Source organism: Dryocola clanedunensis subsp. sulfonylureivorans (assembly GCF_016756775.1).
GTDB lineage: Bacteria > Pseudomonadota > Gammaproteobacteria > Enterobacterales > Enterobacteriaceae > Dryocola > Dryocola clanedunensis.
The window spans coordinates 1-25,797 of record NZ_JAERMU010000011.1; the positions used below are offsets into that span (position 1 = coordinate 1).

The window sequence follows — 25,797 nt, forward strand, 5'->3', positions numbered from 1 at the left end:
AAAGCGCCGAAGCTGATAATCGGTGCGATGATGCGCAAGCTGGCGCAGGTGGCATACGGCGTCCTGAAGTCAGGACGCCCGTTCGATGCCACGCTTCATACGGGAAATGCTTGCATGGCATAACAGTATCTACGAATAACGTTTACCAATAATTAAGGCTTTCGGCCAGTCCGTAGGGGGGATAAGCAGCAGCGTCATCCACCAGTTTGTCGGATGGCGCTACGCTTATCCGACCTACGAATAACGTTTACCAATAATTAAGGCTTTCGGCCAGTCCGTAGGGGGGATAAGCGGCAGCGTCATCCACCAGTTTGTCGGATGGCGCTTGCGCCTATCCGACCCAGGAATAGCTTTTACCCATAATTAAGGCCCGCTTGCGGGCCTTAATTTTAGTCCTGGCTCTCGGCCAGCTCGCGCAGATAAGAGAAGATCTGGCGGTAAGACTTCGGCGGCTTGTTGGCCGCTTTTTCTTTCTGGGCGTTGCGGATCAGCCCACGCAGCTGCTGGCGGTCGGCGTCCGGGTACAGGCGCAGCACTTCGGTCATGGCGTCGTCGCCTTCTTCCACCAGGCGATCACGCAGGGCTTCCAGCTTGTGGAACAGCGCAACCTGCTGGTTGTGGCGGTTCTTCAGCTTGTCCAGCGCCTGGCGGATCGGGTCCATGTCGCGGGAGCGCATCATTTTACCAATCAGCTGCACCTGACGGCGGCGGCCTTCTTTCTTGATCTTCTGCGCCAGCTCAATGGCGGCGCGCAGGTCGTCGTCCAGAGGGATTTTGTCGAGCGCGTTTTTGCCCAACTCCATCAGCTCCATGCCTAAGCGCTTTAGCTCTTCGGCATCGCGTTTAATTTCGCTTTTACTGACCCAGATAATCTCATCGTCGTCGTCTTCGTTTTCATTATCGGGGACGTCATCGAGCCAGTCGTCGGGCTGCTTAGTCATATTAGGCTCCTAAAAAAAAGTGGCTAATTCTAACAGTAAAGCCTGTTCACTGCGAAATTGTTCTGTTCCTGTTAGACTTAATTAACTCACCTTAGATTATGGCAGTCGCGATGAAAGTAAACACGCAGGTAGCAGAACAACGTAAGACGCTTGAGCAGGCGGTTTCACAGGCACTCGAACTGGCTTCCGCGCAGTCCGATGGCGCAGAAGTTGCCGTCAGCAAAACCACGGGCATTGGCGTAAGCACTCGCTACGGTGAGGTTGAAAACGTTGAATTTAACAGCGATGGTGCCCTCGGCATCACCGTTTATCATCAGAATCGTAAAGGCAGCGCCTCCACCACGGATTTAAGCCCTGACGCCGTAGCGCGCACCGTGCAGGCCGCTCTGGATATCGCTCGCTACACCTCGCCAGACCCGTACGCGGGCGTGGCGGAAAAAGAGCTGCTGGCTTTCGAAGCCCCAGATTTAGACCTTTTCCACCCGGTAGAAATGGACGCTGACCGTGCCATTGAGCTGGCGGCGCGTGCCGAAAACGCCTCGCTGAACGTCGACAAACGTATCACCAATACCGAAGGCGGCAGCTTTAACAGCCACTACGGCATTAAAGTCTTCGGCAACAGCCACGGCATGTTGCAAAGCTACTGTTCCACGCGCCATTCGCTTTCCAGCTGCGTTATCGCCGAAGTTAACGGCGAAATGGAGCGCGATTACGCTTATACCATTGGTCGCGCTATTGAAGATCTGGAAAGCCCGGAGTGGGTCGGTGCTGAATGTGCTCGCCGCACCTTGTCCCGCCTCTCTCCGCGTAAACTCTCCACCATGAAAGCGCCCGTTATTTTTGCTGCGGAAGTGGCTACCGGCCTGTTCGGGCACCTGGTCGGCGCTATCGCCGGCGGCGCGGTTTACCGTAAATCAACGTTCCTGCTCGATCACCTCGGTAAGCAAATTCTGCCGGAGTGGCTGACCATCGAAGAGCATCCGCACCTGCTGAAAGGCCTGGCCTCCACGCCGTTCGACAGCGAAGGCGTGCGCACAGAGCGCCGTGACATCATTAAAGACGGCGTCCTGCAGCAGTGGCTGCTGACGAATTACTCCGCACGTAAGCTGGGCCTGAAGAGCACCGGTCATGCGGGCGGCATCCACAACTGGCGCATCGAAGGCCGTGGCCTCGACTTTGACGGTATGCTCAAAGAGATGGGCACCGGGCTGGTGGTGACGGAGCTGATGGGGCAGGGCGTGAGCGGCATTACCGGCGACTACTCGCGCGGTGCGTCCGGCTTCTGGGTAGAAAACGGCGAGATCCAGTATCCGGTAAGCGAAATCACCATCGCCGGGAACCTAAAAGATATGTGGCGTGAAATGGTCACAGTAGGCAGTGATATCGAGAAACGCAGTAATATTCAGTGTGGGTCAGTGTTGTTACCGGAGATGAAGATCGCCGGGCAATAGCACGGTAATGGGCGTCTCCTGCGACGCCTTTCTTCGACATAATAATAAGGTAGAAACATGATACGTAAGAACTTGTTTGCAATGTTGGCAGTCTCATCCGTCCTGTTCACCAGCGCTGCCATGGCTGCAGACGTCGGCGAGGATATGGACACCATCGCGGAGAATTACAAAACCGTGATGAGCACCGACAGCGCCGCCGAGCTGAAAACCTCGCTCAACAACATGCGTACCGCCGCGCTGGATGCGCAAAAAGGTACTCCGCCAAAGCTTGAGAATGAAGCGGCAGACAGTGCAAAAATGAAGGATTTCCGCCACGGGCTTGATCTGCTCGTCGGCCAGATTGACGGCGCGCTAAAACTTGCTGACGCAGGTAAAGTGAAAGAAGCTAAGGCTGCTGCCGAAGCGTTCAAAACTACGCGCAATACCTACCATAAAAAATATCGTTAACCCTGTTTGCCCTGATGAGCAGGGCAAATTTCATTACTACCATAAGGATGTCCAATTAATGAAACAGTTACCTGGCTTTATCAAAAATGCTGTCACCGTTTCTCTGCTGGCCTTCAGCGCTTTCGCTGCTAATGCAGAAACGCTGCCGGTAGCCGGTGATTTCCAGGCTAATCACTACTCCGGGAAAGTGACCTCTGTCGATCAGAAAAACCACGTTGTGGTGCTTACCGGCAGTGAAGGCAACGAAGTGACGGTCAACGTGCCTGAGAAAGCGGGCACCCTCGATAATCTGAAAGTGGGTGATATTGTCGATACCACCGTGACGCACTCCATTGCTGTCGCGCTGGATACCGACATTGATAAAGCAGCACCAACGGCTTCTTCTACTAAAGGGTCTGCACAGGCTACCAGGGAAGATCCTCAGCACGAAGCTTTCCGCCAGGTTAACGTGCAGCTGAAAATTAAACACATCGACCTGAAGAAGAATGAAGTGACCTTCGAAGGGCCTAAAGGGCAGCAAAAGACCGTCGCTGTTGAAAACCCGGACATCCAGGCCCGCCTGAAAGATCTGAAAGTTAACCAGAGTGTTCGCGTCACTTATACCGACTCCCTGAAGATCGCAGTACGTAAGTCTTAATTTTCTCCAGACCTGTCCCCCTCGCTGACTTGAGGGGGATCTCCTGCTATTACTCGAATCATGGAAAATTCCGCATAAAGCCCGTGCCTATCCTCTTCTATGAAAGGAGATCGTATAGTATCCGTCCATAACAAGTAGTGGTTCGAAGGACACAAGGGATTTTATGGCTTCGGTTTTACTGGTCGACGATCATCCGGCGATCTGCTTTGCTCTGAAAGTAACGCTGGAGAAAAAGGGCGATCTGCATGTCACTACCTCAAACGGTGAGCGGCTGATTCAGCAAATTCATCGGGACGCACCCGATCTTCTCTTGCTCGATCTTGAACTCGACGGCCAGGACGGGCTGGATCTCCTGCCGCGACTCAAACAACATTTTCCCTCCCTTAGCATTCTTATCTATACCAACCAGCCGGCTGCACTGTATGCCCGTAGAACGGTACAGGCCGGTGCTGACGGTTTCGTGAATAAAAGCCTGGATCTGGATGCGCTGGAGTCAGTTTGTCGCCTGTTACTTGAGGGCTACCACTGTTTCCCTCAGGAAGCGATGGAGCTTTTGCGAAACGATCGGCCTGCGCCGCAGTCCTCGCAGACCTTACTTTCCAGGCTATCGGACCGCGAGCTGACGGTTTTACACTCTCTCATGCGCGGTCAGACCAATAAGCAGATTGGCGATAGCCTGTCGCTGAGCAATAAAACGATCAGTACCTATAAGGTCAGGATCATGAAGAAGTGCGGCGTAGATAGCCTTGATCCCTTGTTTAAGCTGCTGAATGAGGAAGTCGAGAGTTGAAGAAACCTCTGATAGCCGGGATCCTTTTGCTTCTTTTCTCAGGCTCTATTTTTGCTGCGGACAATGAGCTCCAGCTGCTGGCGCGGAGCAACATTGTGCTTGAAGACCCTGGCCTGAACGTCGCGCAATGGCGCTGGGTGCGGGAACACAAGAAGCTGCGGCTTGCCGTCTGGTTGCCGATGTCCCCTCCTTATGACATCACTACTGGTTTAAGCGATTATGGCGGCATTAATGCCGATTTTATCGGCATTATCGGCACCAATCTCAACGTTGAGATTGAGGTGTTACGTTTTAGCAGCTATGACGCCGCGTTAGCCGCCCTGGCAAAAGGAGAGGCTGATATCATGGCCCAGGCGGGCAGCAGCCAGCGGAAAGCAGGCCTGATACTGAGCCAGCCCTACAGTAAAAACCGGCCGGTAGAAGTGAGCAATATGGACGCGCCGAGGCTTAAGGGCGAGCAAAGCATTGCTATTTGCCCGCAATATGACCGGCAGGCGGTGCTGGCCCGCTATCCTTCCGCCCGCCTGGAGACTTTCTCGTCCAGCCGCCATGCGCTGGAAGCGCTGGCGTTTCGTCATATCGATCTGTTTATCTGTGATTCCACTACGGTGCAGTACCTGATAAGCCAGTCCAGTTTAAGTAATTTATCCTCACGTCCGGTTCCTGCCCCCTTTGCCACCGAAGGCTTTTCCTTTGCCGCTTTACCGAAACAAAAGCAATGGATAGGAGCGATTGATCGGCTGCTCCAGGCTTTGCCGGAGAGCGTGTCGGTTGAGATTCATCGGCGCTGGAATGGCGGTATCCCTCTTTCTCTCGGCGAGCAGCGTCCAGTTTTTACCACGCTTGAAAAGAAGTGGGTTGCGGAACACCGTCATATTCGCGTGGCCGTGATTGCGCAGAACAACCCTCTCTCCTGGTTTAATGGCTCGGGCCAGATGCGCGGTATCATTGCCGATATTCTTACCGCGCTGCGATTACGCACCGGTTTGATCTTCGATATTCAGCCTTACCCCAGTTTCGAAGCCGCGCTTAAGGCGGTGGAAAACGATAAAAGCGATATCGTCGCGGGAGCCATTCAGACCAGCATCTGGCAGCATAACCTTCTGACGACGCGTACCTGGCTTTATAACTCATGGGTGATGGTCGGCAAAAAAAATCCGCCGCCTGGTTTGCAGCCGACACGCATCGTGACGCAGCTTGCGCAGGCACCCGCCGACTGGCTTGAGAGACATAGCGACGAAGAGATCGTTAACGTGGATAACTGGCGCGCGGGCCTTAAGCGGGTAATGGACGGCAAGAGCGACATGATGATTATGCCGCTGATTGTTGCAAACGACTGGCTCCTTGCCGATGAGTTTGCCAGTTTGAAAATCCTCGGCAGCGTGGATACCGCACCGATGCGATTTTCATTTGGCTCCTCGCGGCGTTTATACCCCTTGGTGATGATCCTCAATAAAGCATTAATCAATATACCTCCCGAAGATCTCCACGCTATTACCCGCAACAGCGGCAACGGTAATGAGCTGGCGGTGATGCAATCTAACCCTCTGCTGGCGTACAAGGGGCTGTGGATTTCGCTGCTGCTCTTCCTGACTTTACTGGCCGCTGCCGGTGGCTGGCGCATCGCCGTTTTGCGCCGCAGGCTACAGAAAATGACCAGGGAGAAAAACCAGGCCGAAAGCGTAAGCCAGATTAAGACTCAGTATCTTGCCACCATGAGTCATGAAGTGCGTACGCCAGTCAGCGCGATGATTGGTTTGCTGGAGCTGGTGATGTCCAGGCCTCAGGATACCCAGGACAACCAACAGCGTATTCAGGTTGCCTGGCAGGGCGGGCAGTCACTGCTGGCGCTGATTGGCAATATTCTGGACGTGTCACGCATCGAAGCTGACAGGCTGGTTCTTTATCCGCAAAGGACGTCACTGCTCGCTTTGCTTGAGTCGATTGTCGTGCTTTTCGAAGGTATCGCGGGGCAGAAAGGGCTGGCATTTCATGTGGAAATAGACAGCGAACTGGACAAAGAAGTCCTCATCGACCCGCTGCGTTTCCGACAGATATTGTCCAATTTGCTGAGCAACGCCATTAAGTTCACCTCTTCGGGAAGCGTGACGCTGCGGGCGATTCATCACCATGAGGAGTCCAGCAATATGGTTAACGTGCGTCTGGAGGTAGAGGATACCGGGCAGGGGATAGATCATGACGTCCAGCAACGTTTATTTCAGCCGTTTTCTCAGGGGCAGGTGGGGCAAGGAAGTGGCTTAGGACTGTATATCAGCCGCAGGCTCGCGGAAATGATGGGCGGAAAAATCGCGCTTCTGAGCCAGCCTCAAAAGGGCACGCAGGTCACGGTTAGCCTACGGCTGTTGCCTCTTTCGCCGCTGCCTGGCAATATCCCCAAAGCGCAGCACGAGAGCGCACAGCAAAATGTTTCTGCGCGCGTTGTCGTCGTGGATGACAACAGTGCGGGCAGAATGCTGCTTGAACATCAGTTACTGCATCTCGGACACCAGCCCGTGTGCTTTGCCGATGCGTCTGAAGCCTTGCGCTATCTTGAGCAGCATACGGTCGATTTAGTTATCACCGATTGCAACATGCCCGGCATGGATGGTTTTGAACTGGCTGCAGCGCTGCAGGAGCGTAACCCGATGCTTCCTCTGATTGGCCTGACGGCGGACGCGCGAGGCAGCACGCGTGAAGCGGCAATCAATGCCGGAATGACGGCCTGTTTGTTTAAACCCGTTACGCTCGAACAGCTGGCTGAGAACCTTAAAAATGTGGCCTTTGTCCATGCCGCTGCCGCAGACCCACTCCCTTCCATTACGCTTCCCTCCGCGCTACTGGCCGGCGAAAACGGTAAAGCTTTTCTGCGCCTGCAGCTCGATGAGCTGGAAGAGGTCTTGCACTGGTTCAGGCAGGGCGACGCAGCAGAGAGGCAGTCTCGTTTACATCGCCTCCGTGGCGGGCTTCAGCTGCTGGGCGTCCCGGCTATTGAGGCGCTGTGTGTCAGGCTGGAAGAGCAAAGTGAGCCGGAAGAAATGGCTGAGCTTGAGGCGGCGCTAACTGCCCTGCATCAGGCGCTCAACGAGAGACTACAGACGCTGTAGAACGTCCTACAGGAAATTGAAGCCCGAGGCGCGTCGTAAACGTCGCGCGGGGAGCTTACTCTTTTGTTAACAGGATGCAGCCTGGCAACCGCGGGCTGTTTATAAACAAAGGAGAAGTCCATGAAAAAGTTAGCAACCGTTTTAACTCTTATTCTTTCTGCTGGTACCTTTAGCGCTGCTCACGCGGCTCAGTCATGTGCTGACAAAAGCGCAGCGCTGCAAAAAGAGATCTCAATCGCTCAACAGTACGGCAACACTTACAAAGTTGCTGGCCTGAAAAAAGCGCTGGCAGAAGTGAAAGCGCATTGCACCAACAGCAGCGTGCTGGCTGATGCACAGAAAGATGTGAACAAACTTGAGAAAAAAGTCGCTGATAAGCGCGAAGATGTCAGCGAAGTTCAGGCTGATTTGAAGCAGGCGCAGGCTAAAGGCGATCAGAAGAAAGTGGCTAAGTATCAGAAGAAGCTGGCCGAAAAGCAGGCTGACCTGCGCGAAGTCCAGCAGGAACTGAGCCAGGCACGTGCTGAACTTGCTAAGCTGCAAAAATAAGTATTAGCGCTAAGCAAAAGCGGGCCTCCGCTTTTGCTTTTTCGCGTATTAACGCCATGTTGCGTCTCTCCGTTCCGCTGTTAGTCCTCTTCTGTTCGCTCATCCTGCCTGCATCTGCATGGGCCGCCGATAAAACCTGGATAATCCTTAATAACGCCTTTAAAGGCGCTATTTCGCTGACTTTTTATCAGGGTTCACCCTGCCTGACTCGCCCTCTGTTGGAGGAGTGGGGTATTCGCCCGAACGTACTGAAACGGCTTAGCTTTAGCGAACAAGGTTGCCTGACGAAGGCGTCAGCGGAACGCTTCGGCTTTCAATCCTGGTATCGGGAGTCTGCGGGGTTGCTGACCTTACTGCTCCCTGAAGAAGCCCTGGCTCCACAGGAGAACGGGGTGACGACCAGCCGCTGGGACGATGGTATTCCCGCGCTGTTTACAAATTACCGTCTCGATGCTGATAAAAAGAGTGCGCAATATAGCTGGGAGAAAGCGGGAACCGACGCCACGCTTGATCTGGATAATGGCCTGAATATCGGGGCCTGGCGGCTACGCTATCAAAATACCTTCTGGCGAGATCGAACGAACAATCACGGTTCTTATACCCGCTCCGCCTCTTTGTGGCGCAGCATCCGCTCGCTGCGTTCGCGGATGACCTTAGGCGACGGAACAACCTCCAGCGCGATGTTTGACGGCTTCTCTTTTCGCGGGGCTTCTCTTGCCAGTGATGAAGCGATGTATCCGGACAGCTGGCGACCTTCCTCTCCCTGGATTACAGGCTATGCGCGCAGCGAAGCCGAAGTCACCATTCATCAGAACGGGCAGCGGGTCTATCGTCTCCACGTCCAGCCCGGCGCTTTTACCATTCAGGATTTCTATCCTCCCGATCCGCAGGGCGACCTGGAGCTGACGGTGCAGGAGAGCGACGGCACCGAGAGAACGCGCATTTTACCGTGGTCGGTCATGCCCAATCTAACGGGGCAGGGGATTGTCAGCTACGAGCTGGCGGCCGGGCGCTACAAACCTTATCACGGCACCGAGAGCGACAGGGACCGTTTTGCCCAGTCCACCTTTTCATGGGGCGCTGCACCGGGCACAACGCTGTTTGCCGGATGGCAGCAGGGTGATGATTACATAAGCCAGGTCGCCGGGGTCGGGCAAAACTTTTATGCCCTTGGCGCGCTTTCTGCGGATCTCAGCCATGCGCAATATACCCAACAGGGGGTAAAAAGCAGGGGGATGGTCTGGCGGCTTCGTTATACAAAGGCCTTTTTCACCACCCAGACGCACCTCAATGCCCAGCTGCAAGGGTATCCCCACGGCAGCCAGTATCGAACCTTCGAAGAGAAAATTAACCGTGCCGACACGCTTCGCTACGGCTGGGACGATGATACGACCAGCCGGGCAATGCGCGGCCAGCTTGAGATTAACCAGAGTTTTAACGAGGACTCCACGCTGGCCATCTCCTGGAACTGGACGCGATCCCGTCAGCGCCACGCCAGCGACCAGAGCCTGAGTCTCAGCCTGAATACCCGCTGGCAAGAGATCGATATCAGCCTCGCGGTAGACAGAAATCAGTATCAGGAGTATCCCGCTGAAACCGTGATGGGCCTGAACATCAGCGTGCCGTTCTCGGCGGCAAGACACACGGTTAACGTCGGCTACGTTTCCGAGCTGGACAGCAGGAACAGCGCGACGCACGGCGTAAATCTCTACGGCTCGGCGCTGAGTGACTATAGTTTACGCTACGACGTCACCGCGCAGCATCAGGAGCACGCTAACGATGAGCTGAGGATGACGACGGGATATCAGTACAACGCGGGAGAAGCCAATCTTGGCCTGACGCGAAACGGTCGGCAACGGGATTACCATGCGGATATGAGCGGCAGTTTAATGCTGCACAGCGGCGGGTTAACCGCTGGTCAACAGCTGGGTGAAACCGTGGCACTGGTTGATGTTCCTCAGACGCCGGGGGTAAGTTTTTACAATCAGTTTGGCACCACGACTAACGCACGGGGCGAGCTGCTGGTCAGCTATCTGACTCCGTGGCGAGTGAATGAATTAACGGTAGATACGTCCAGCTTGCCTGCCAACGTGCACTTTGACAACGATGAGCTTGAAGTCGTACCCACGCAGGGGGCGGTTGTCAGACGCAGCTTCCTTCCCGCTAGCCCATAATCCCCAACCCCGCCTTCCGACCCGATCACAAATCGTTGCTATGATTATTACTCTCAGGCTAATAATCTGCCCCTGACCTTAATTGATACCCTAAAGAGGTAAGCGCACAATTTAATCAGACTAAAGCAAATCAAAATGATGAGCTGAATCAGGAGGTTAATAATGAAGGCTTCCCAAAAGCCAGCACGAGTGTGGAATTCACGTCGCTTAGAGAAGCAGCGGCGCATGGCTTCCACCAACGTGCAGGGCAAGGTTCTTCCGACTGAAGGCCTTGTCGATATGCTGGAACGACTGATTGCCCCTGGCGATCGCGTGGTACTTGAAGGGAACAACCAGAAGCAGGCGGACTTCCTTTCCCGCATGCTGGCGGAAGTCAGCCCGTCTAAAGTCCACGACCTGCATATGATCATGCCGAGCGTAGGGCGCAGCGAGCACCTTGATATCTTTGAAAAAGGCATCGCACGCAAGCTTGATTTTGCTTTCTCCGGCACCCAGAGCCTGCGCATTTCGCAGCTGCTTGAAGACGGTCAGCTCGAGATTGGCGCCATCCATACCTATATCGAACTCTACTCCCGTCTGTATGTGGACCTGTCGCCAAACGTGGCGCTGATTGCCGGCTTCAAGGCCGACCGCAAAGGTAACCTCTATACGGGCGCCAGCACCGAAGATACCCCGGCCCTGGTTGAAGCCGCCGCGTTCCATGACGGCATCGTTATCGCCCAGGTTAATGAACTGGTCGACGACGAATGCGATCTGCCTCGCGTGGACATCCCAGGTTCGTGGATTGACTACGTGGTTGTTGCCGACAAGCCGTTCTTTATCGAGCCGCTGTTTACCCGCGACCCGCGCCTGATCAAGCAGGAACACATCCTGATGGCGATGATGGCGATTAAGGGCATCTACGCGGAGCATCAGGTGCAGTCGCTGAACCACGGTATTGGCTTCAACACCGCCGCCATCGAGCTGCTGCTGCCAACCTACGGCGAACAGCTGGGCCTGAAGGGCAAAATCTGTAAACACTGGACGCTGAACCCGCATCCGACGCTGATCCCGGCAATTGAAAGCGGCTGGGTAGAAAGCGTGCACTGCTTCGGCGGCGAGCTGGGCATGGAAGAGTACATCCGCGCTCGTCCGGACATCTTCTTTACCGGTGCCGACGGCTCCATGCGCTCCAACCGTGCGATGTGCCAGCTGGCAGGTCAGTACGCGGTGGACATGTTCATCGGCTCTACCCTGCAGGTTGACGGCTTTGCCAACTCCTCCACGGTAACCCGCGGTCGCCTGTCCGGTTTCGGCGGCGCGCCAAATATGGGCCACGACCCGCACGGTCGTCGTCACGCAACGCCAGCCTGGCTCGCGATGCAGAACAAACCAGACATGATGGAGCGCGGTCGTAAGCTCGTTGTGCAGATGGTCGAAACCTTCCAGGCGGGCGTGAAGCCAACGTTTGTGGAAAAACTCGACGCGCTGGACGTGGCGAAATCCTCCGGCATGCCTTTAGCGCCGGTGATGATTTACGGCGATGACGTCACCCACGTGCTGACCGAAGAAGGCATCGCGTATCTCTATCGTGCTGAAAGCATGGAAGAGCGCCGCGCAATGGTCGCCTCCGTGGCCGGGATCACCGACATCGGCCTGGGCGTTGACGCTAAACGTGTCGCCCAGCTGCGCCAGAGCGGCAAAGTGGTCTTCCCGGAAGATATGGGCATTCGCCGCAGCGACGCGACCCGTTCCCTGCTGGCCGCCAGCAGCGTGGCGGATCTCGTTGAGTGGTCCGACGGCCTGTACAACCCACCTGCGAAATTCCGGAGCTGGTAATGAAACTACAGCCACAGACTGGGGTTGAGGGCGGGGCGCTTTGGCTTGCAAGGGTTGCCACCCAAAGCATGATTGAAGAAGCACGTTTAAGCCCGAAGCCCGGTCTTGTGGACAGCCGGGGAAACGGCGCCCATCACGACTTAACGCTAAGCCTGATGGAGCGCTCGGCGCACAGCCTCTCCCCGACGTTTCATGCGCTGGCGCTGCAAAGCTGGAAGCGCCCGGCGGATATCGCCCTGCGTCAGCTGGTTGGCCGCTTAGGCCGTGAAGGCGAAGCGCAGATGATGGAGGCCACCGGCGGAGTGAACACTCACCGGGGGGCTATCTGGGCGCTGGGTTTACTGGTGTCTGCCGCCGCCATGCACGGCATGGAAGGCAGCAGCGAAGAGATAGCCGCGAGCGCGGCGAAGCTCGCCGGTTTACCCGACAGCACGGCACCAAAAATTTTCAGTAAGGGGTTACGCGCCACAAGGCGTTATCAGGTTCCCGGCGCACGCGAAGAAGCGCAGCAGGGCTTCCCGCACGTTATGCGTCTGGCTCTGCCGCAGCTGCGCCGCAGTCGCGAAGCTGGTGCCACCGAGCAGCAGGCCCGTCTTGATGCGCTGATGGCCATCATGACGTCGCTTAGCGATACCTGCGTGCTGTCCCGCGCGGGCCTCAAAGGGCTTGAGACGATGCAGAACGGCGCGCGAAGCGTGCTGGCCGCTGGTGGCACCGCGCAGGCCGCAGGCCATGAGGCGCTGGCAACGCTCGATAAGCAAATGCTCGCGCTTAACGCCTCACCGGGCGGCGCGGCAGACCTGCTTGCCGCCACGCTGCTGATGGACCGCATCGCCTGCGATGACGCTCGCGTCACCCCATTACCGCAACATTCACACTTATAGAGGGTGTTATGGAACACATTACATTGTCATTTCCGGCAACCCGTACGCTCAGCGGCAAAGCGCTGTCCGGCGTGGTTGGCTCCGGCGATATGGAAGTTTTGTTCACCGCCGCCGAAGGCGATGCGCTGACCGTCGATATCACCACCTCCGTGGATAACAGCAAACAGCGCTGGCAGGCCCTGTTTGGCCGCCTGGCCGCGCTCGGCAGCCTGCCTGCGGGGCAGATGCTGATCCACGATTTTGGCGCGACGCCGGGCGTGGCCCGCATCCGTATCGAACAAGTATTTGAAGAGGTGAGCCATGCGTGACGACCGCAGTTTTATCGAACTCAAAGCGCGTGAGCGTGCCCGTCTGCTGCTCGACGACGGCAGCTACCGTGAACTGCTCGACCCGTTCGACGGCATTGTTTCCCCATGGTTAGGCGCTCAGGGCATCGTGCCGCAGTCTGACGACGGCATGGTTGTCGCGAAAGGCACCATCAACGGTGGCCCTGCGGTAGTGATTGCTATCGAAGGGTCGTTCCAGGGCGGCAGCATGGGCGAAGTGTCCGGCGCAAAAATGGCGGCGGCCCTCGAGCTGGCGGCAGAAGATAACCGCAACGGCATTCCGACCCAGGCCGTTCTTTGCCTGGAAACCGGCGGCGTGCGCCTGCAGGAAGCCAACCTTGGCCTGGCGGCAATTGCCGATATCCACGCCGCGATTGTTGACCTGCGCCGCTACACTCCGGTTGTAGGCGTGATTGCCGGGACCGTCGGCTGCTTCGGTGGGATGTCCATCGCCGCCGCGCTTTGCAGCTATCTGATTGTGACCCGCGAAGCGCGTCTTGGCCTGAACGGCCCGCAGGTTATCGAACAGGAAGCCGGTATCGACGAGTACGATTCCCGCGACCGTCCGTTCATCTGGAGCATGACCGGTGGCGAAGTTCGCTACCAGAGCGGCCTGGTGGATGCGCTGGTCGGCGACGGCGTGAACGCGGTTAAGCAGGCGGTTAACGACGCTATCGCCAAAGGCGTTCCCGCTAAGCACCGCACCGATAACTACACGTGGTATCTGGAACGTCTGTCTAACTTCGACACCAGCAAGCAGGCCGATGCCGAACAGATCAAACAGCTTTTTGGGGAGAAACAGTCATGAGCCAGAAACTGAATCGTGCCGCCGTCTGGCTGGACAAACTGACCGCAGGCGCGCCGCGCATGGCCGGTCTGTGCCCGTCCGTGCAGGTTGCTGACGGCGAAGTTGACGGTAAAGCCGCGCGTTTTATCGCGGTAGTGCCGGATGAAAACAACCATTACCCACGTGCCGCAGGCGGTGAAGTAGGGCTGCTGGAAGGCTGGACGCTGGCGAAAGTGGTCAGCGAAACCATCGCAGAAGACGCGGACAAAACCGAGAAGCGCGCCATTGTCGCGGTCATCGACGTGCCGAGCCAGGCCTATGGCCGTCGTGAAGAGGGCTTCGGTATTCACCAGGCGCTGGCCGGTGCGGCAGGGGCTTACGCCAATGCTCGCCTGGCAGGGCACCCGGTTATCGGGCTGATCGTCGGCAAGGCTATGTCCGGGGCGTTTCTGGCCCACGGCTACCAGGCAAACCGCCTTATCGCCTTTAACGACGCCGGGGTGATGATCCACGCGATGGGGAAAGATTCCGCGGCCCGCATCACGCTGCGTACCGTTGATGCGCTGGAAAAGCTGGCGGCAACCATTCCGCCAATGGCCTACGACATCAGCAACTACGAAACCCTCGGCCTGCTTTCAAACCTGCTGGATATCGCTAATCCGCAGGCGCCAGAAGCAGACGACCTCAGCAAAGTGAACGCCGCGCTGGTGACGGCCGTTCGCGAAGCCCGTACCGATACCACCCTGAAAAACAGGCTGCATGCTAAGAATCGCCATAGCTCAGCCCTTGTTCGTGAACGTATGCGCGCAAGCTGGTAAGCACTGAAGACAGACCTGCCAGACGGTACATAAGAACGTCGGCGGTGGGATTTGTAAAACCCTGGGGTGGATAAGCGTAAGCGTCATCCACCACAGCAGGGTCTACAGGTTCCGCCGTTGAGCGTTGACATAAAATCATCGTCTGAAAAAAATAATCATCGCACCAGTGCTGGAACTCTTTTTCAACTACAGGTGAAGTTATGACTTACGTAATTGTTCATGCTCTTGCTCCGATTTTCGTCATTATGCTGCTGGGCTTTTTCGCGGGCAAAGCGAAAATGGTCGACAACAAAAATGTGTCCCTGCTCAATATCTTCGTAATGGATTTTGCCCTGCCTGCCGCGCTGTTCAGCGCAACGGTTCAGACACCGTGGGAAGGGATTGTTAAACAGTCACCGCTGATTGTGGTGCTGGTGCTGGCCATGTGGATCACCTATGCGGCAATCTATTTCACGGCAACCAAAGTGTTCAAAAAATCTCCGCAGGATGCGGCAGTCCTGACGCTGACCGTGGCGCTGCCTAACTACGCGGCCCTTGGCCTGCCGATTCTGGGCAGCGTGCTGGGTGAAAGTTCTGCAACTTCACTGTCCGTTGCGGTTTCCATCGCCTGTGGTTCCGTACTGATGACGCCGTTCTGCCTGATGATCCTAGAGCGTGAAAAGGCGCTTGCCGCCGGTGAAGCAACGGGTTCTACCCTTGCGATGCTGCCGGTGCTGATGTGGCGTTCACTGAAAAAACCTATCGTCTGGGGTCCGCTGCTGGGCGTGGTGCTGTCGGCAATCGGTATCCGTATGCCGGACCTGCTGCTGTCGTCTATCAAACCGCTGGGCCTGTCCGCAACTGCTGCGGCGCTGTTCCTGACCGGTGTGATCCTTTCTGCCCGTAAGCTGAAAATCAACACCATGGTTTGCTTCGCCACCATCACCAAGCTGCTGATTCAGCCGTTCATCGCCTGGGGTATCGTGCTGGCGCTCGGCCTGAGCGGTCCGGTTGCCGTCACCGCTATCCTGATGATTGCGCTGTCCGCTGGCTTCTTCGGCGTGGTCTTCGGTAACCGCTTCGGCGTGCAGTCCCCGGATGCAGAAGCAGTGTTGCTGCTTAGCTCCGTGCTCTCTATCCTGTCGCTACCGCTGTTTATCTCGCTGACTTCAGGAATGTAAATCATGACCACACCACGCCCCCACGACCTGCTCTGGCTGACCGACCGCGATGCGCTCGAAGGCATAACTGAAGAGTGGGTAGCAAGCCAGTGGCGCCCGGCGCTGCCGGTGGTGGTGAGGCGTGATGTGAACCGTGAAGGGCGCATCCCGGTAGGCGTTCGTGGGATGCGCCGCGACCAGCGCGCGGGTGGCTGGGCCAATACAACAAAGGTGAAACGCGTTGTTTCGCCGGAAGCGCTTGCCTCCCACGACGTGCTGGTCAGATCTCCGTTTGTCTCAATGCCTCCGGTACAGGGTGCCATCCAGCTCGCGCTGCGTGAGTGGCCCTGGGCCTGGGGGATAACCGGTAGCGCAGGCTACGCGCTGGCAACGGAAGTTCCGGTGCTGCATGCGGACAGCGATCTCGACCTGCTGATTCGCTGCCCGGAGCGCGTTGCTCGTGAGGCGCTGGCGGAATGGCAGCAGATTATCGGCAGGCTTTTGTGCCGCGCCGATACGCAAATTGAAACCCCACGGGGCGCTTTTGCGCTGGCCGAATGGCTGCGCGAAGGGCGAGTTTTGCTGAAAACCAGCGGCGGCCCGCAGTTAGTCAGCGATCCGTGGGCGTTTGAGGGAGAAGCATGAAAATCCTCTTCACCTTTCCCGGACAGGGAACGCAGCGTGCGGGCATGCTGCAGCAGTTACCGCAGGACAGCGACATTATGCCGCGAGTTCGCGCCGTTTTGGGCGACGAAACAGATTCTTTAGATTCCCCTGATGCCCTGAAGCATACCCGCGCCGTGCAGCTCTGCCTGCTCATTGCGGGCGTGGCATGGGCGCAGGAGCTTGAGCGCAACGACGTGGTGGCGGATATGGTCGCCGGATTATCCATCGGCGCTTTCCCGGCGGCGGTGGTGGCCGGAGCGTTAGGGTTCGAGGACGCGCTGCGTCTGGTGGCCCTGCGCGGTGACCTGATGGAGCAGGCTTACCCGCACGGCTACGGCCTGACCGCTATCACCGGTTTACAGCTCGGCCAGGTCGAGCAGCTGGTGGAAGGCAGCGGCACCTATATCGCTAATATCAACGCCGAGCAGCAGATTGTGATTGCCGGGCGCGATGAAGAGATGGCGAGCGTGGCGCAGAAAGCCCTCGCAAAAGGTGCGCAGAAGGCGAAACGGCTCGCGGTCAGCGTTCCTTCGCATTGTGAATTGTTGAGTGAACCTGCTCTGAAACTTCAGCAGGCGTTTGCGGACGTGGCGCTAAATCGCCCGCGCAGCACTTACCTCAGCGGCAGCACGGGGCGCGTGCTCTGGCAGCCGGAACAAATTGCCGATGATTTAGCGCTGAATATGTCGCGAACCGTACGCTGGCGCGATGCGATGGTTGCCGCTAACGAGCGCGACGTGCGCCTGGCAATTGAAATGCCGCCGGGCAGCGTGCTCACAGGCTTAACCCGCCAGGCCTTCCGCGAAGGCGATACGCTGTGCCGTGAAAACAACAGCATGAGCACCATCGCTCGTCTGGCGCAGCGGGTTAAAGCGGCGCGTTAGGGGAAGAGGCTAAGGCTGCTGATATCCGGCTTCTTTCTGCTGCTTTATCTTCAGGATCACAATGTTGTCGGTTAGCTCGTCGTAGCGATAGAGCATGACATAGCCGCTGCTGCCGAATTCGATAACCAGCTCTTGATATTCCAGCGGGAGATTGGCTACGGGCCGCCCAATTTTGGGCATCGATTGTAGCTGTCGAATGCCGCGGATCAGTATCTCAGCGGCTTTCTTCGCTGCCAGCACGTTTTTAGCTTTCAGGAATTCCTGCAAACGTTATAAATCCTGGCGGGCACCTTAAGAAACAATTAGTTGTGGCATGCCAGCGCATCCTGCTCAGCGTTTGTTCCCCATGACTCCAGCCAGGCTATCGTCTCCTCGGCCGTAATATGTTGACCCGTTTCCTGATAGGCCAGCCAGGCGGCCTCGGCTTCTTTGCGATACTGGCCGCGCTTCTCTTCCCGTTCGACATATTCAACGATGGCTTCCAGCATCAGAGCATGCGCAGAGCTGTGGCGGTCGTCTGCCGGGGTTTCCAACCGATCTTTCTTTTCCTGGTCGATCCGCAGAGTCGTGGTCTGGCGCAGTGTCGTCGTCATAATGATCTCCCGATGATATCTCTGGTGTCACCAATGACATTAAACTTGTTAAGCCATGATGTCACTTTGGCCTGACAGGGAGCAAGCGCTGGCATTCTGCAATGCGTAGCGCCTCGCAAACCAGACTTTAAAGCGGCGCGTTAGGGGTATCGGCAAACGTTCGGGCGTACATGCGCCCTTCGGCGGCCAGCGCCAGCAGGTTCGGATCCAGCTCGCGGTTGCGGGCGAAGACAATCGCGATCTGCTGCTTCATCTGGTACGGCTCGGACAGCTTCAGCAGCTGGATAGAATTCTCGTAGACCTTCTTCATGCGCCCCGGCATTAAAGACAGGCCCACGCCCGCCTGCACCAGGCTCAGCATCGAGAAAATATCGTTCACCCGCGTGACGATCTCCGGCTCAAACCCCGCAATATGAAACGCTTCCTGGAAGCCGTTGTAGGTGGCGAACCCTTCCGCCAGCGAAACAAATTTCTGGTCGTGGAAGTCGCGAAGATCGGCAAACTTGCTGGTATCCAGCGGGTAAGAGGCCGGAGCGGCAAGAAAAATATCGTCCTGGAACAGCGGCAGCGTTTCGAGGCCAGGATCGAGTTCGATTTCAGATACGGAAATCAGGATCGCATCCAGCACGCCGTCTTCCAGCATGTTCAGCAGCAGATCGTTCGAGCCCATCGTCAGATCAAGCTCCAGCTCCGGGCGACGGATCTTCATGCCCATAATCAGGCGCGGCACGGTTTCCAGCGTCAGGGAATAGAGGGTGCCGATGCGCAGCCGCCCCTGGCCCACACCCGCCGTCTGGCGAGTTTCTTCAATGCCGCGCTCCATCAGCGCCACGGCTTCTTTACTGTGTTCCAGAAGCGTAACGGCGGAAGGCAAAGGCACAAGGTTGCGCCCCTTGTGGACAAACAGCGGGCAGCGCACGCCTTCTTCAAGCGTATGCAGGGCGCGGTGAACGCTCACGCCGCTGATCCCCAGCGCATCCGCCGTGCGGGCAATGTTTCCCTTCTCCATAAACGCCATAAAAATCTCAAGCTTACGGAAGGTGATTTCTGCGTCGATTTTCATTTACAGCGTAATCTGCGGATGTTTTACGCCACAGGCTTTGGCGTATCTGGCGATAGTTTCAATACTTGCCCTGACGATATTGGCCTCCATGCGTGAAACGGTCGGAGGAGTGACGCCCATACGCTCTGCAACCTGTGCACGGGTCAGTCCGGCATGGCTACGCCATTGAGCCAGCATTTCCTGGAGTCGGGCTTTACGCTCTTCGGCCTCGTATGCGGCCTGGACTTCCGGGTCGGACATCAGCTCAGCTCTGACTGTTTCCCATTGAACACCTTTAGTCTTTTTCATTCAGCATCTCCTCTAACCTTGCAACGGCGAGCGTAATCTCCCCAGGCGGGGTCTTCCGCGTTTTCTTTATGAATACTCTTAATAAAAAGATGTTTTTGCCTTTTTGATAGACATACAGCCCCCTGGCAATATGGGTCCCCATGGTCCTGACTTCGAATAAACCGTTGCCGAGCGGTTTGCTGTCTGGCTCTCTTAAAACGGTTGGGTTTGCCTCTAATTTATCGATGAGACGGACCATTTTGGTTCTGATAATTGGCGGCAGTGCAGCCAACTCGTCGGGAACGAGATCGTGCAAAATGACGTTAAATGCCATGAGGTTCTCCATGAAAATATTAGCTTATAATGCAATTTGCATCAAAGGCTAATGTCCGTTTATGAGAGCAGCGCGTTGGTACCGGATCGGCGGGATGTGGCAGTTTTTCGGTGGATGGCGCTGCGCTTATCCACCCTACGGCACGAATGGTTTTGTAGGCCGGATAAGCGCAGCGCCATCCGGCGGGTTTAGCTTTGCGGCCCGCCTCGCAGACTGCGAACAAAAGCTTTCGGTGGATGACGCTGACGCTTATCCACCCTACGGCACGGATTGTTTTGTAGGCCGGATAAGCGTAGCGTCATCCGGCGAGCTGTCGCCATAAGCCTTTCCAGTCACCGACTCAAAAATCCACCCACGTCACACTTTTACGCAAAAAACATCACTGGCATTGATGTATTTCACCTGGTAATCACGTGACCTGAATCACACAAAACCAGCGGATTATCGTGATCCCTGCATTTTATGTGGAATAGATCACTATCGAGGGTGGGATTTCCACTTCGAAGTGGAAAACAACTCGCTACAAACCAATAAGCCCCGTCGATACCTTAGAGCCATATCAGCGAATGAGGTACGTAGTGTGAATAACGGAGCGGTAATGGTTAGTGAAGCCGGAAGTACCGAAGCGACACAGCTAACGGAAAAAGCGTTGGCGTTTATCAGAACGTTGTATCAGGCAAGAAATATCACGCCGAACGAGGTACAGGAGCAGATGCTCGAGTCCCACGTTCGTGCCATGGTCCACCGTTCATTGACGGGTGAACCGCTGCCGGAAGTTGAGGAGGAGCTTTTTGAAGAGATCTCCCCTGACTCGCTGGCGATGGCGAAAGAGGTCGTGGATCTGTTTGGCAATTTACCGACGGAAGAGTCGTGGTTGCTGTCGGTACATTTTGAAGTCGCAAAAGACAATCTTTGAATAATCAGGAGAGACACATGGAACAAATTACCGTAGTGATTGGCGATCGTCTGGGTAAAGGCCAGAAAGTAGCAGCAGGCATCGAAAAAGCGGGTGGTCGTGTCATCGTGATTCCTGGCATGGCTGCCGACATGAAACTGGGTGACGTGATGAAAGCTGAGAATGCCACCTTTGGTATCTCCTTCTGCGGCAGCGGTGGCGCAGGGGCTATCACCGCGCAGACCAAACATGGTTATAAAGCGAAATATGGCATGCGTTCTGTTGAAGAAGGTGTGACGGCCATTAACGAAGGCAACAATGTGCTGGGCTTCGGCTTCATGGACAAAGAAGAGCTGGGCGAGCGCCTGGTCCAGGCGTGGAACAAGAAGTACGGTAGCTGAGTATGAAAGAACACTTCTCAGAAAAAGTGAGAGTGAGCGGGCGTGGCGATTCCAAAGCCAAAGCCTTTGCCGATGCCCTGAGCCACGTTCAGGGTACGGTGCTCAAGTCATCACAGCACATTTTACTGCGTATTGAGCCACAGGACGTTCAGGTTGTTCAGGCGCGGGTACAGGCGAAGAAAGAGGCCTTTTTATTCTTCTTTCTGAAGCGTGAACGACGGACATTCAGCGTGGAGCTGGATGTGACGGTCAACGTGACGGCCATTAATCTCGAGAAAGTGGATTTCGTCAGCCAATAATAAAACACACAGAAAGGACAGACTGATGTTCTTAATCATTTTAATAAAATCGCTCATCATCGGCGGCCTGGTTGGTGTAGGCGTCGGTGCAGGGGCTGCGCGTATGTTCCATGCGCCAACATCCCAGGGAATGGGGGCATTTCGTACTCTGGGTGAACTTAATTCCTGTGAAGGCGATCCTGCTTCGCATTTTTCCTTCGGTTTAGGCTTCTTCTTCAACGCCTGGGCGTCCTCTGTTGCCGCGGGTGCGTTTACTCAGGACGTTGACCACCGCATTATCCCTAACTGGGGTGCCGCCGCGTTGATGATTAAAAATCGTAACGTCGCCGAAACCATGCATGACCCGAAAAAAATGGCCATCGCCTGTGGTTTGATTGGCATGGTCGTGGTCGCCTTCCTTAACTCTACCGCTTCCGCTGTACCAGAAGCGCTCCAGGTGACCGCCGTTAAGGTGCTGGTGCCTGCTGCGAACCTGCTGGTTAATACCGTGATGCCGGTGATTTTCTGGCTGGCGGCGATTGATGCCGGTAAGAAATCTGGCTTCTGGGCGACCATCTTTGGCGGCTGCGCGCAGCTGATTATGGGTAACGCCGTACCTGGTCTGGTACTGGGTATTCTGATTGGTAAAGGTGTGGAAGAGAGCGGCTGGAACCGCGTCACTAAAGTGATGATGGGTGCGATTGTTGCGCTGTTCGTGATGAGTGCCTTCTTCCGCGGCTTCGATATGAAAGTGATCGAGTCCTTCCACCTGACCGTGCCGAACTGGCTGGATCTTATCCATAACTCTATGAGCGGAAAATAACGGAGCCTGCAATGGAAGAGAATAAAGGGTTTTGGTATGCCGACTGGTCGTTCCCGATTTTTGTTGGTCTGCTGTCCTCCGGCGTGTTCGCCGGGACACACATGTATTACCTGTACGGCATTGGTGCCTTTAACGAAGTCGCTTTTGTCTCCATGCTGCGTGCCGGGATTGATACCGGAGCTTACGGTGCAGTCGCTGCATTTGGTGCAAGCTTCCTGTTCGCTCGTATCATCGAAGGTTCGCTGGTGGGGATTCTGGATATCGGCGGGGCCATCCAGACCGGTATTGGCCTTGGCGTTCCGGCCCTGTTACTGGGCGCGGGATTTGTCTTCCCGGTAGCCAACTTCGGAGCCTCTCTGGTGACCGGACTGGTGCTTGGCCTGGCCGTTGGCTATGTGATTATTCTGGCGCGTAAATTTACCATCAACCAGAGCGACTCCACCTACGGGGCGGACGTGATGATGGGGGCGGGTAACGCTTCCGGCCGCTTCCTTGGGCCGTTGATTATCCTCAGCGCAATGACCGCTTCCATTCCTATCGGTATCGGTTCACTGGTTGGTTCTCTGCTGTTCTACCTCTGGGGCAAGCCAATTACCGGCGGCGCGATTCTGGGCGCGATGATTCTGGGCGCGATTTTCCCGGTCGCACTGTAACACCACGGTAGATAACACGAAGTGGCGGATGGTGGTTTGTGCCATCCGCCTGTAAAGGAGAAAACCATGTTCGACTTAATCCTGCGTCAGGCCCGTCTGGTAGATGATACGGTTATCGACATTGCGCTGAAGGACGGCAAAATTGCAGCCCTGGGCGAGGTAGCAGGCCAGGCGCAAGAAGAGCGTCAGCTCAATGGCGAATATTACGTTAGCGCAGGCTGGATTGATTCCCACGTTCACTGCTACGCAAAATCCCCGATTTACCACGACGACCCGGACAGCGTTGGTGTCGCAACCGGCGTGACGACCGTCGTCGATGCGGGCAGCACCGGTGCAGACGATATTGACGAGTTTTACGAGATAACCCGCAAAGCCGCGACGGATGTTTACGCACTGCTGAATATCTCCCGCGTCGGGCTGATTGCCCAGAACGAACTGTCCGACATGGCGAATATCGATAAAGCCGCGGTGCGTGATGCGGTGAAGCGCCATCCTGGTTTTATCGTCGGTATTAAAGCGCGCATGAGCAGCAGCGTGGTGGGAGCCAACGGCATCAAGCCGCTTGAACGCGCCAAAGAGATCCAGCGCGAGAATGGCGACCTGCCAATGATGGTGCACATCGGCAACAACCCGCCGGATCTGGATGAAATTACCGAGCTGCTCTCCAGCGGCGATATCATCACCCACTGTTACAACGGCAAGCCGAACCGCATTCTGACTCCTGCGGGCGAGCTGCGTGCCTCGGTCGCCAAAGCCATTGCCAACGGCGTACGCCTTGATGTGGGCCACGGCACCGCCAGCTTCAGCTTTGAGGTGGCAAAAATCGCCATCCAGCAGGGCATCCTGCCGCATACCATCAGCTCCGATATCTATTGTCGCAACCGCATGAACGGCCCGGTACATAGCCTGGGCGCGGTGATGTCCAAATTCCTGTCCATCGGCCTTTCCCTGCCGCAGGTTATTGAGAGCGTGACCGCTAATGCGGCCGACGGCCTGCGCATGAAGCATAAAGGCCGGTTAGAAGTTGGTCTGGACGGCGATCTGACTATTTTTGAACTTAAGTGCCAGCCGACGGTGTTTACCGATTCTGAACAGCAGACGCTCACTGGCGATCGGCTGCTCGTGGCCCTTGCCGCCGTCCGTGCCGGTAAGTGGTTTGATTGCGAATAAGGAAAAGCAGAACATGCCTTCAATCTATGAGAAATATAATTTAAAACAGGTGATTAACGCATCTGGCCGCATGACCGCGCTGGGCGTTTCCACCCCGCGTCCGGAAGTGGTGGATGCCGTGACTACCGGCATGAATCACTACTTCGAAATGAAAGATCTGGTCAACAAAACCGGTGAGTACATCGCGAAGCTGCTGGATGTGGAAGCGGCGACGGTTGTCTCCTGCGCCTCGGCTGGTATCGCCCAGTCCATTGCGGCGGTGCTGGTGAAAGATAATCAGTGGCAGATCGAGAACCTTCACGGCATTACGCTGGAAAATAACGAGATCGTGCTGCCAAAAGGGCACAACGTTAACTTCGGCGCACCGGTCGGCACCATGGTTAACCTGGGCGGCGGCAAAATTGTCGAAGCGGGTTACGCCAACGAATGTTCCGCTGATCAGCTGGCGGCGGCGATTTCCCCGCGCACGGCGGCCATTCTGTATATCAAATCTCACCACTCCGTTCAGAAAAGCATGCTCAGCGTTGAGCAGGCCGTTGTGGTGGCGCGTAAACACAACCTGCCGCTGATTGTCGATGCGGCGGCGGAAGAAGATTTGCAGTGCTACTACCGCGCTGGCGCAGACCTGGTTATTTACAGCGGCGCGAAGGCCATTGAAGGGCCAACCAGCGGCCTGGTTATCGGCAAGCAGCAGTATGTCGAGTGGGTGAAGCTGCAAACCGGCGGGATTGGTCGCGCCATGAAAGTGGGCAAAGAGGGCATTCTCGGCCTGACATGCGCCATTGAGCACTACCTCATCGCACCGAAAGAGAGCGGCGAAGAGATGGTGCAGAAAATGACGCCATTCATTCAGAGCCTGAATACGCTGAACGGCGTAAGCGCCCGCGTTGTGTGGGACGCAGCAGGTCGCGACATTGCCCGTACGGAAATTAAGTTCGATGAAGCGGCTATCGGTATTTCAACCGGTGAGCTGGTCAGCGCGCTCAAGCAGGGCGAATACGCCATCTTCTTCCGCGGCTACAAGGCGAACGAAGGGATTATCGAAGCCGACGTGCGTAGCGTTAGCCCACAGCAGTTAGATATTATTTATCAATGCATTAAAGCGAATACCCGCCAGGAGAAGCAGGCATGAAACTGACCCCAAAATTTTACCGTGAACGCGTTTGTCTGAATGTACTGGCTGGCTCCAAAGAGAATGCCAAAGAGATTTTTGACGCAGCCGAAGGGCATGTGCTGGTTGGCGTGCTGTCCAAAAATTACCCGGATGTGGATACGGCGGTGGCGGATATGCGCGAATACGCGGCGCTTATCGACAATGCACTTTCCGTAGGGCTGGGCGCGGGCGATCCGAACCAGTCAGCGATGGTCAGCGAAATCTCCCGCCAGGTTCAGCCGCAGCACGTAAACCAGGTCTTCACCGGCGTAGGCACTTCTCGTGCGCTGCTGGGGCAGAATGAAAGCGTGGTTAACGGCCTCGTTTCTCCAACCGGCACCGTGGGTATGGTAAAAATCTCTACCGGGCCGCTTAGCGCTAAAGCGCCGGACGGTATCGTACCGGTTGAAACGGCCATCAAGTTGCTGAAAGATATGGGCGGTAGTTCGATTAAGTACTTCCCAATGGGCGGTCTGGCGTGTCGTGATGAGTTCCAGGCGGTAGCCGAAGCCTGTGCGAAACACGATTTCTGGCTGGAGCCGACCGGTGGTATCGATCTGGAGAACTACGAAGAAATTCTGCAGATCGCACTGGATGCGGGCGTCAGCAAAGTTATTCCGCACATTTACAGTTCTATTATTGATAAGGCGAGCGGTAACACTCGTCCGCAAGATGTTGCTACTCTGCTGGATATGACGAAGAAGCTGGTTGGTTAACACGAAACGGCGGATGACGCTGCGCTTATCCGCCCT

Annotated in this window: 30 protein-coding genes and 1 pseudogene; 25 read left to right on the forward strand and 6 right to left on the reverse strand. The window is 56.1% G+C overall.

From position 1 onward, the window contains the following. Nucleotides 1-123: pseudogene (locus HYQ67_RS12785) on the forward strand (IS110 family transposase); the annotation flags it as partial. A gap of 266 nt (nucleotides 124-389) precedes the next feature. Here HYQ67_RS12785 and yjgA read toward each other — a convergent pair. Next, entirely contained in the window at nucleotides 390-941 is a 552-nt protein-coding gene (gene yjgA / locus HYQ67_RS12790) for a ribosome biogenesis factor YjgA (protein ID WP_202304065.1), read from the reverse strand. Nucleotides 942-1,039: 98 nt separating this feature from the next. On the opposite strand from yjgA, the gene pmbA reads away from it, so the two are divergent. The 15 genes from pmbA (at nucleotide 1,040) to mdcH (ending at nucleotide 17,415) form a co-directional block, all read left to right on the forward strand. Beyond that, complete coding sequence (gene pmbA / locus HYQ67_RS12795; RefSeq protein ID WP_202304066.1) at nucleotides 1,040-2,392, forward strand: metalloprotease PmbA; 1,353 nt, start codon at nucleotides 1,040-1,042, stop codon at nucleotides 2,390-2,392. 60 nt (nucleotides 2,393-2,452) lie between these two features. Beyond that, entirely contained in the window at nucleotides 2,453-2,839 is a 387-nt protein-coding gene (cybC, locus tag HYQ67_RS12800) for a cytochrome b562 (protein WP_202304225.1), read from the forward strand. A 58-nt stretch (nucleotides 2,840-2,897) separates the two neighbouring features. Then, a complete protein-coding gene (locus tag HYQ67_RS12805) occupies nucleotides 2,898-3,476 on the forward strand; it encodes a hypothetical protein (RefSeq protein ID WP_202304067.1) in 579 nt (192 codons plus the stop codon). A gap of 163 nt (nucleotides 3,477-3,639) precedes the next feature. Then, entirely contained in the window at nucleotides 3,640-4,266 is a 627-nt protein-coding gene (locus HYQ67_RS12810; protein WP_202304068.1) for a response regulator transcription factor, read from the forward strand. Continuing rightward, on the forward strand, nucleotides 4,263-7,370 hold the full coding sequence (locus HYQ67_RS12815) for an ATP-binding protein (RefSeq protein WP_202304069.1): 3,108 nt from the start codon (nucleotides 4,263-4,265) through the stop codon (nucleotides 7,368-7,370). The genes HYQ67_RS12810 and HYQ67_RS12815 overlap by 4 nt, the downstream gene beginning before the upstream one ends. Before the next feature lie 120 nt (nucleotides 7,371-7,490). Next, nucleotides 7,491-7,919, forward strand: coding sequence for a DUF1090 domain-containing protein (locus HYQ67_RS12820; protein WP_202304070.1), 429 nt, complete (start codon nucleotides 7,491-7,493; stop codon nucleotides 7,917-7,919). Between the two features lie 56 nt (nucleotides 7,920-7,975). Next, nucleotides 7,976-10,093 carry a fimbria/pilus outer membrane usher protein gene (locus tag HYQ67_RS12825; protein WP_202304071.1) on the forward strand — a complete coding sequence of 706 codons (2,118 nt, stop codon included), beginning with the start codon at nucleotides 7,976-7,978 and terminating at the stop codon, nucleotides 10,091-10,093. 162 nt (nucleotides 10,094-10,255) lie between these two features. After that, on the forward strand, nucleotides 10,256-11,911 hold the full coding sequence (mdcA, locus tag HYQ67_RS12830) for a malonate decarboxylase subunit alpha (RefSeq protein ID WP_202304072.1): 1,656 nt from the start codon (nucleotides 10,256-10,258) through the stop codon (nucleotides 11,909-11,911). After that, nucleotides 11,911-12,795, forward strand: a complete 885-nt coding sequence (locus HYQ67_RS12835; protein ID WP_202304073.1) for a triphosphoribosyl-dephospho-CoA synthase — start codon at nucleotides 11,911-11,913, stop codon at nucleotides 12,793-12,795. The genes mdcA and HYQ67_RS12835 overlap by 1 nt, the downstream gene beginning before the upstream one ends. Nucleotides 12,796-12,803: 8 nt before the next feature. Continuing rightward, nucleotides 12,804-13,103, forward strand: a complete 300-nt coding sequence (mdcC, locus tag HYQ67_RS12840) for a malonate decarboxylase acyl carrier protein (protein ID WP_202304074.1) — start codon at nucleotides 12,804-12,806, stop codon at nucleotides 13,101-13,103. Beyond that, entirely contained in the window at nucleotides 13,096-13,929 is an 834-nt protein-coding gene (locus HYQ67_RS12845; RefSeq protein WP_202304075.1) for a biotin-independent malonate decarboxylase subunit beta, read from the forward strand. The genes mdcC and HYQ67_RS12845 overlap by 8 nt, the downstream gene beginning before the upstream one ends. After that, a complete protein-coding gene (gene mdcE, locus HYQ67_RS12850) occupies nucleotides 13,926-14,726 on the forward strand; it encodes a biotin-independent malonate decarboxylase subunit gamma (protein ID WP_202304076.1) in 801 nt (266 codons plus the stop codon). The genes HYQ67_RS12845 and mdcE overlap by 4 nt, the downstream gene beginning before the upstream one ends. Before the next feature lie 200 nt (nucleotides 14,727-14,926). Continuing rightward, nucleotides 14,927-15,886 carry an AEC family transporter gene (locus HYQ67_RS12855; RefSeq protein ID WP_202304077.1) on the forward strand — a complete coding sequence of 320 codons (960 nt, stop codon included), beginning with the start codon at nucleotides 14,927-14,929 and terminating at the stop codon, nucleotides 15,884-15,886. Further along, the gene (locus HYQ67_RS12860) at nucleotides 15,887-16,510 is read left to right on the forward strand and encodes a malonate decarboxylase holo-ACP synthase (protein WP_202304226.1); all 624 of its coding nucleotides are present in this window, start codon (nucleotides 15,887-15,889) and stop codon (nucleotides 16,508-16,510) included. Continuing rightward, nucleotides 16,507-17,415 carry a malonate decarboxylase subunit epsilon gene (gene mdcH, locus HYQ67_RS12865; RefSeq protein ID WP_202304078.1) on the forward strand — a complete coding sequence of 303 codons (909 nt, stop codon included), beginning with the start codon at nucleotides 16,507-16,509 and terminating at the stop codon, nucleotides 17,413-17,415. The genes HYQ67_RS12860 and mdcH overlap by 4 nt, the downstream gene beginning before the upstream one ends. A 9-nt stretch (nucleotides 17,416-17,424) precedes the next feature. Here the strand turns inward: mdcH and HYQ67_RS12870 are convergent, their stop codons facing one another. From HYQ67_RS12870 to HYQ67_RS12890, 5 genes are all read right to left on the reverse strand, one after another. Beyond that, nucleotides 17,425-17,682 (reverse strand): type II toxin-antitoxin system RelE/ParE family toxin, encoded by a 258-nt coding sequence (locus tag HYQ67_RS12870; RefSeq protein ID WP_237391238.1) that lies wholly within the window; start codon nucleotides 17,680-17,682, stop codon nucleotides 17,425-17,427. Nucleotides 17,683-17,717: 35 nt separating this feature from the next. Next, on the reverse strand, nucleotides 17,718-18,008 hold the full coding sequence (locus HYQ67_RS12875; RefSeq protein WP_202304079.1) for a CopG family ribbon-helix-helix protein: 291 nt from the start codon (nucleotides 18,006-18,008) through the stop codon (nucleotides 17,718-17,720). Between the two features lie 127 nt (nucleotides 18,009-18,135). Then, nucleotides 18,136-19,071, reverse strand: a complete 936-nt coding sequence (locus tag HYQ67_RS12880) for a LysR family transcriptional regulator (protein ID WP_202304080.1) — start codon at nucleotides 19,069-19,071, stop codon at nucleotides 18,136-18,138. Then, complete coding sequence (locus HYQ67_RS12885; RefSeq protein WP_202304081.1) at nucleotides 19,072-19,359, reverse strand: helix-turn-helix domain-containing protein; 288 nt, start codon at nucleotides 19,357-19,359, stop codon at nucleotides 19,072-19,074. Further along, nucleotides 19,346-19,672: a type II toxin-antitoxin system RelE/ParE family toxin gene (locus HYQ67_RS12890; RefSeq protein WP_202304082.1), complete on the reverse strand. Its 327-nt coding sequence runs from the start codon at nucleotides 19,670-19,672 to the stop codon at nucleotides 19,346-19,348. Before HYQ67_RS12890 ends, HYQ67_RS12885 begins: the two co-directional genes overlap by 14 nt. A gap of 94 nt (nucleotides 19,673-19,766) precedes the next feature. Between HYQ67_RS12890 and HYQ67_RS12895 the strand changes: the two genes are divergently transcribed. From HYQ67_RS12895 to dagF, 9 genes are all read left to right on the forward strand, one after another. Continuing rightward, nucleotides 19,767-19,994, forward strand: coding sequence for a hypothetical protein (locus HYQ67_RS12895; protein WP_202304083.1), 228 nt, complete (start codon nucleotides 19,767-19,769; stop codon nucleotides 19,992-19,994). Between the two features lie 276 nt (nucleotides 19,995-20,270). Beyond that, on the forward strand, nucleotides 20,271-20,588 hold the full coding sequence (locus tag HYQ67_RS12900; protein ID WP_202304084.1) for a glycine dehydrogenase: 318 nt from the start codon (nucleotides 20,271-20,273) through the stop codon (nucleotides 20,586-20,588). Between the two features lie 17 nt (nucleotides 20,589-20,605). Beyond that, entirely contained in the window at nucleotides 20,606-20,968 is a 363-nt protein-coding gene (locus tag HYQ67_RS12905; protein WP_202304085.1) for an SFCGS family glycine-rich protein, read from the forward strand. Nucleotides 20,969-20,970: 2 nt separating this feature from the next. Then, nucleotides 20,971-21,267 (forward strand): DUF4312 family protein, encoded by a 297-nt coding sequence (locus HYQ67_RS12910; protein ID WP_202304086.1) that lies wholly within the window; start codon nucleotides 20,971-20,973, stop codon nucleotides 21,265-21,267. A 25-nt stretch (nucleotides 21,268-21,292) separates the two neighbouring features. Beyond that, nucleotides 21,293-22,069, forward strand: coding sequence for a DUF4311 domain-containing protein (locus HYQ67_RS12915; RefSeq protein WP_202304087.1), 777 nt, complete (start codon nucleotides 21,293-21,295; stop codon nucleotides 22,067-22,069). An 11-nt stretch (nucleotides 22,070-22,080) separates the two neighbouring features. After that, a complete protein-coding gene (locus tag HYQ67_RS12920) occupies nucleotides 22,081-22,722 on the forward strand; it encodes a DUF4310 family protein (protein ID WP_202304088.1) in 642 nt (213 codons plus the stop codon). Nucleotides 22,723-22,788: 66 nt separating this feature from the next. Then, nucleotides 22,789-23,892, forward strand: a complete 1,104-nt coding sequence (locus HYQ67_RS12925; protein WP_202304089.1) for an amidohydrolase/deacetylase family metallohydrolase — start codon at nucleotides 22,789-22,791, stop codon at nucleotides 23,890-23,892. 13 nt (nucleotides 23,893-23,905) lie between these two features. After that, entirely contained in the window at nucleotides 23,906-25,024 is a 1,119-nt protein-coding gene (locus tag HYQ67_RS12930; RefSeq protein ID WP_202304090.1) for a DgaE family pyridoxal phosphate-dependent ammonia lyase, read from the forward strand. Then, complete coding sequence (gene dagF, locus HYQ67_RS12935; RefSeq protein ID WP_202304091.1) at nucleotides 25,021-25,761, forward strand: 2-dehydro-3-deoxy-phosphogluconate aldolase; 741 nt, start codon at nucleotides 25,021-25,023, stop codon at nucleotides 25,759-25,761. The genes HYQ67_RS12930 and dagF overlap by 4 nt, the downstream gene beginning before the upstream one ends. Nucleotides 25,762-25,797: the final 36 nt, after the last annotated feature.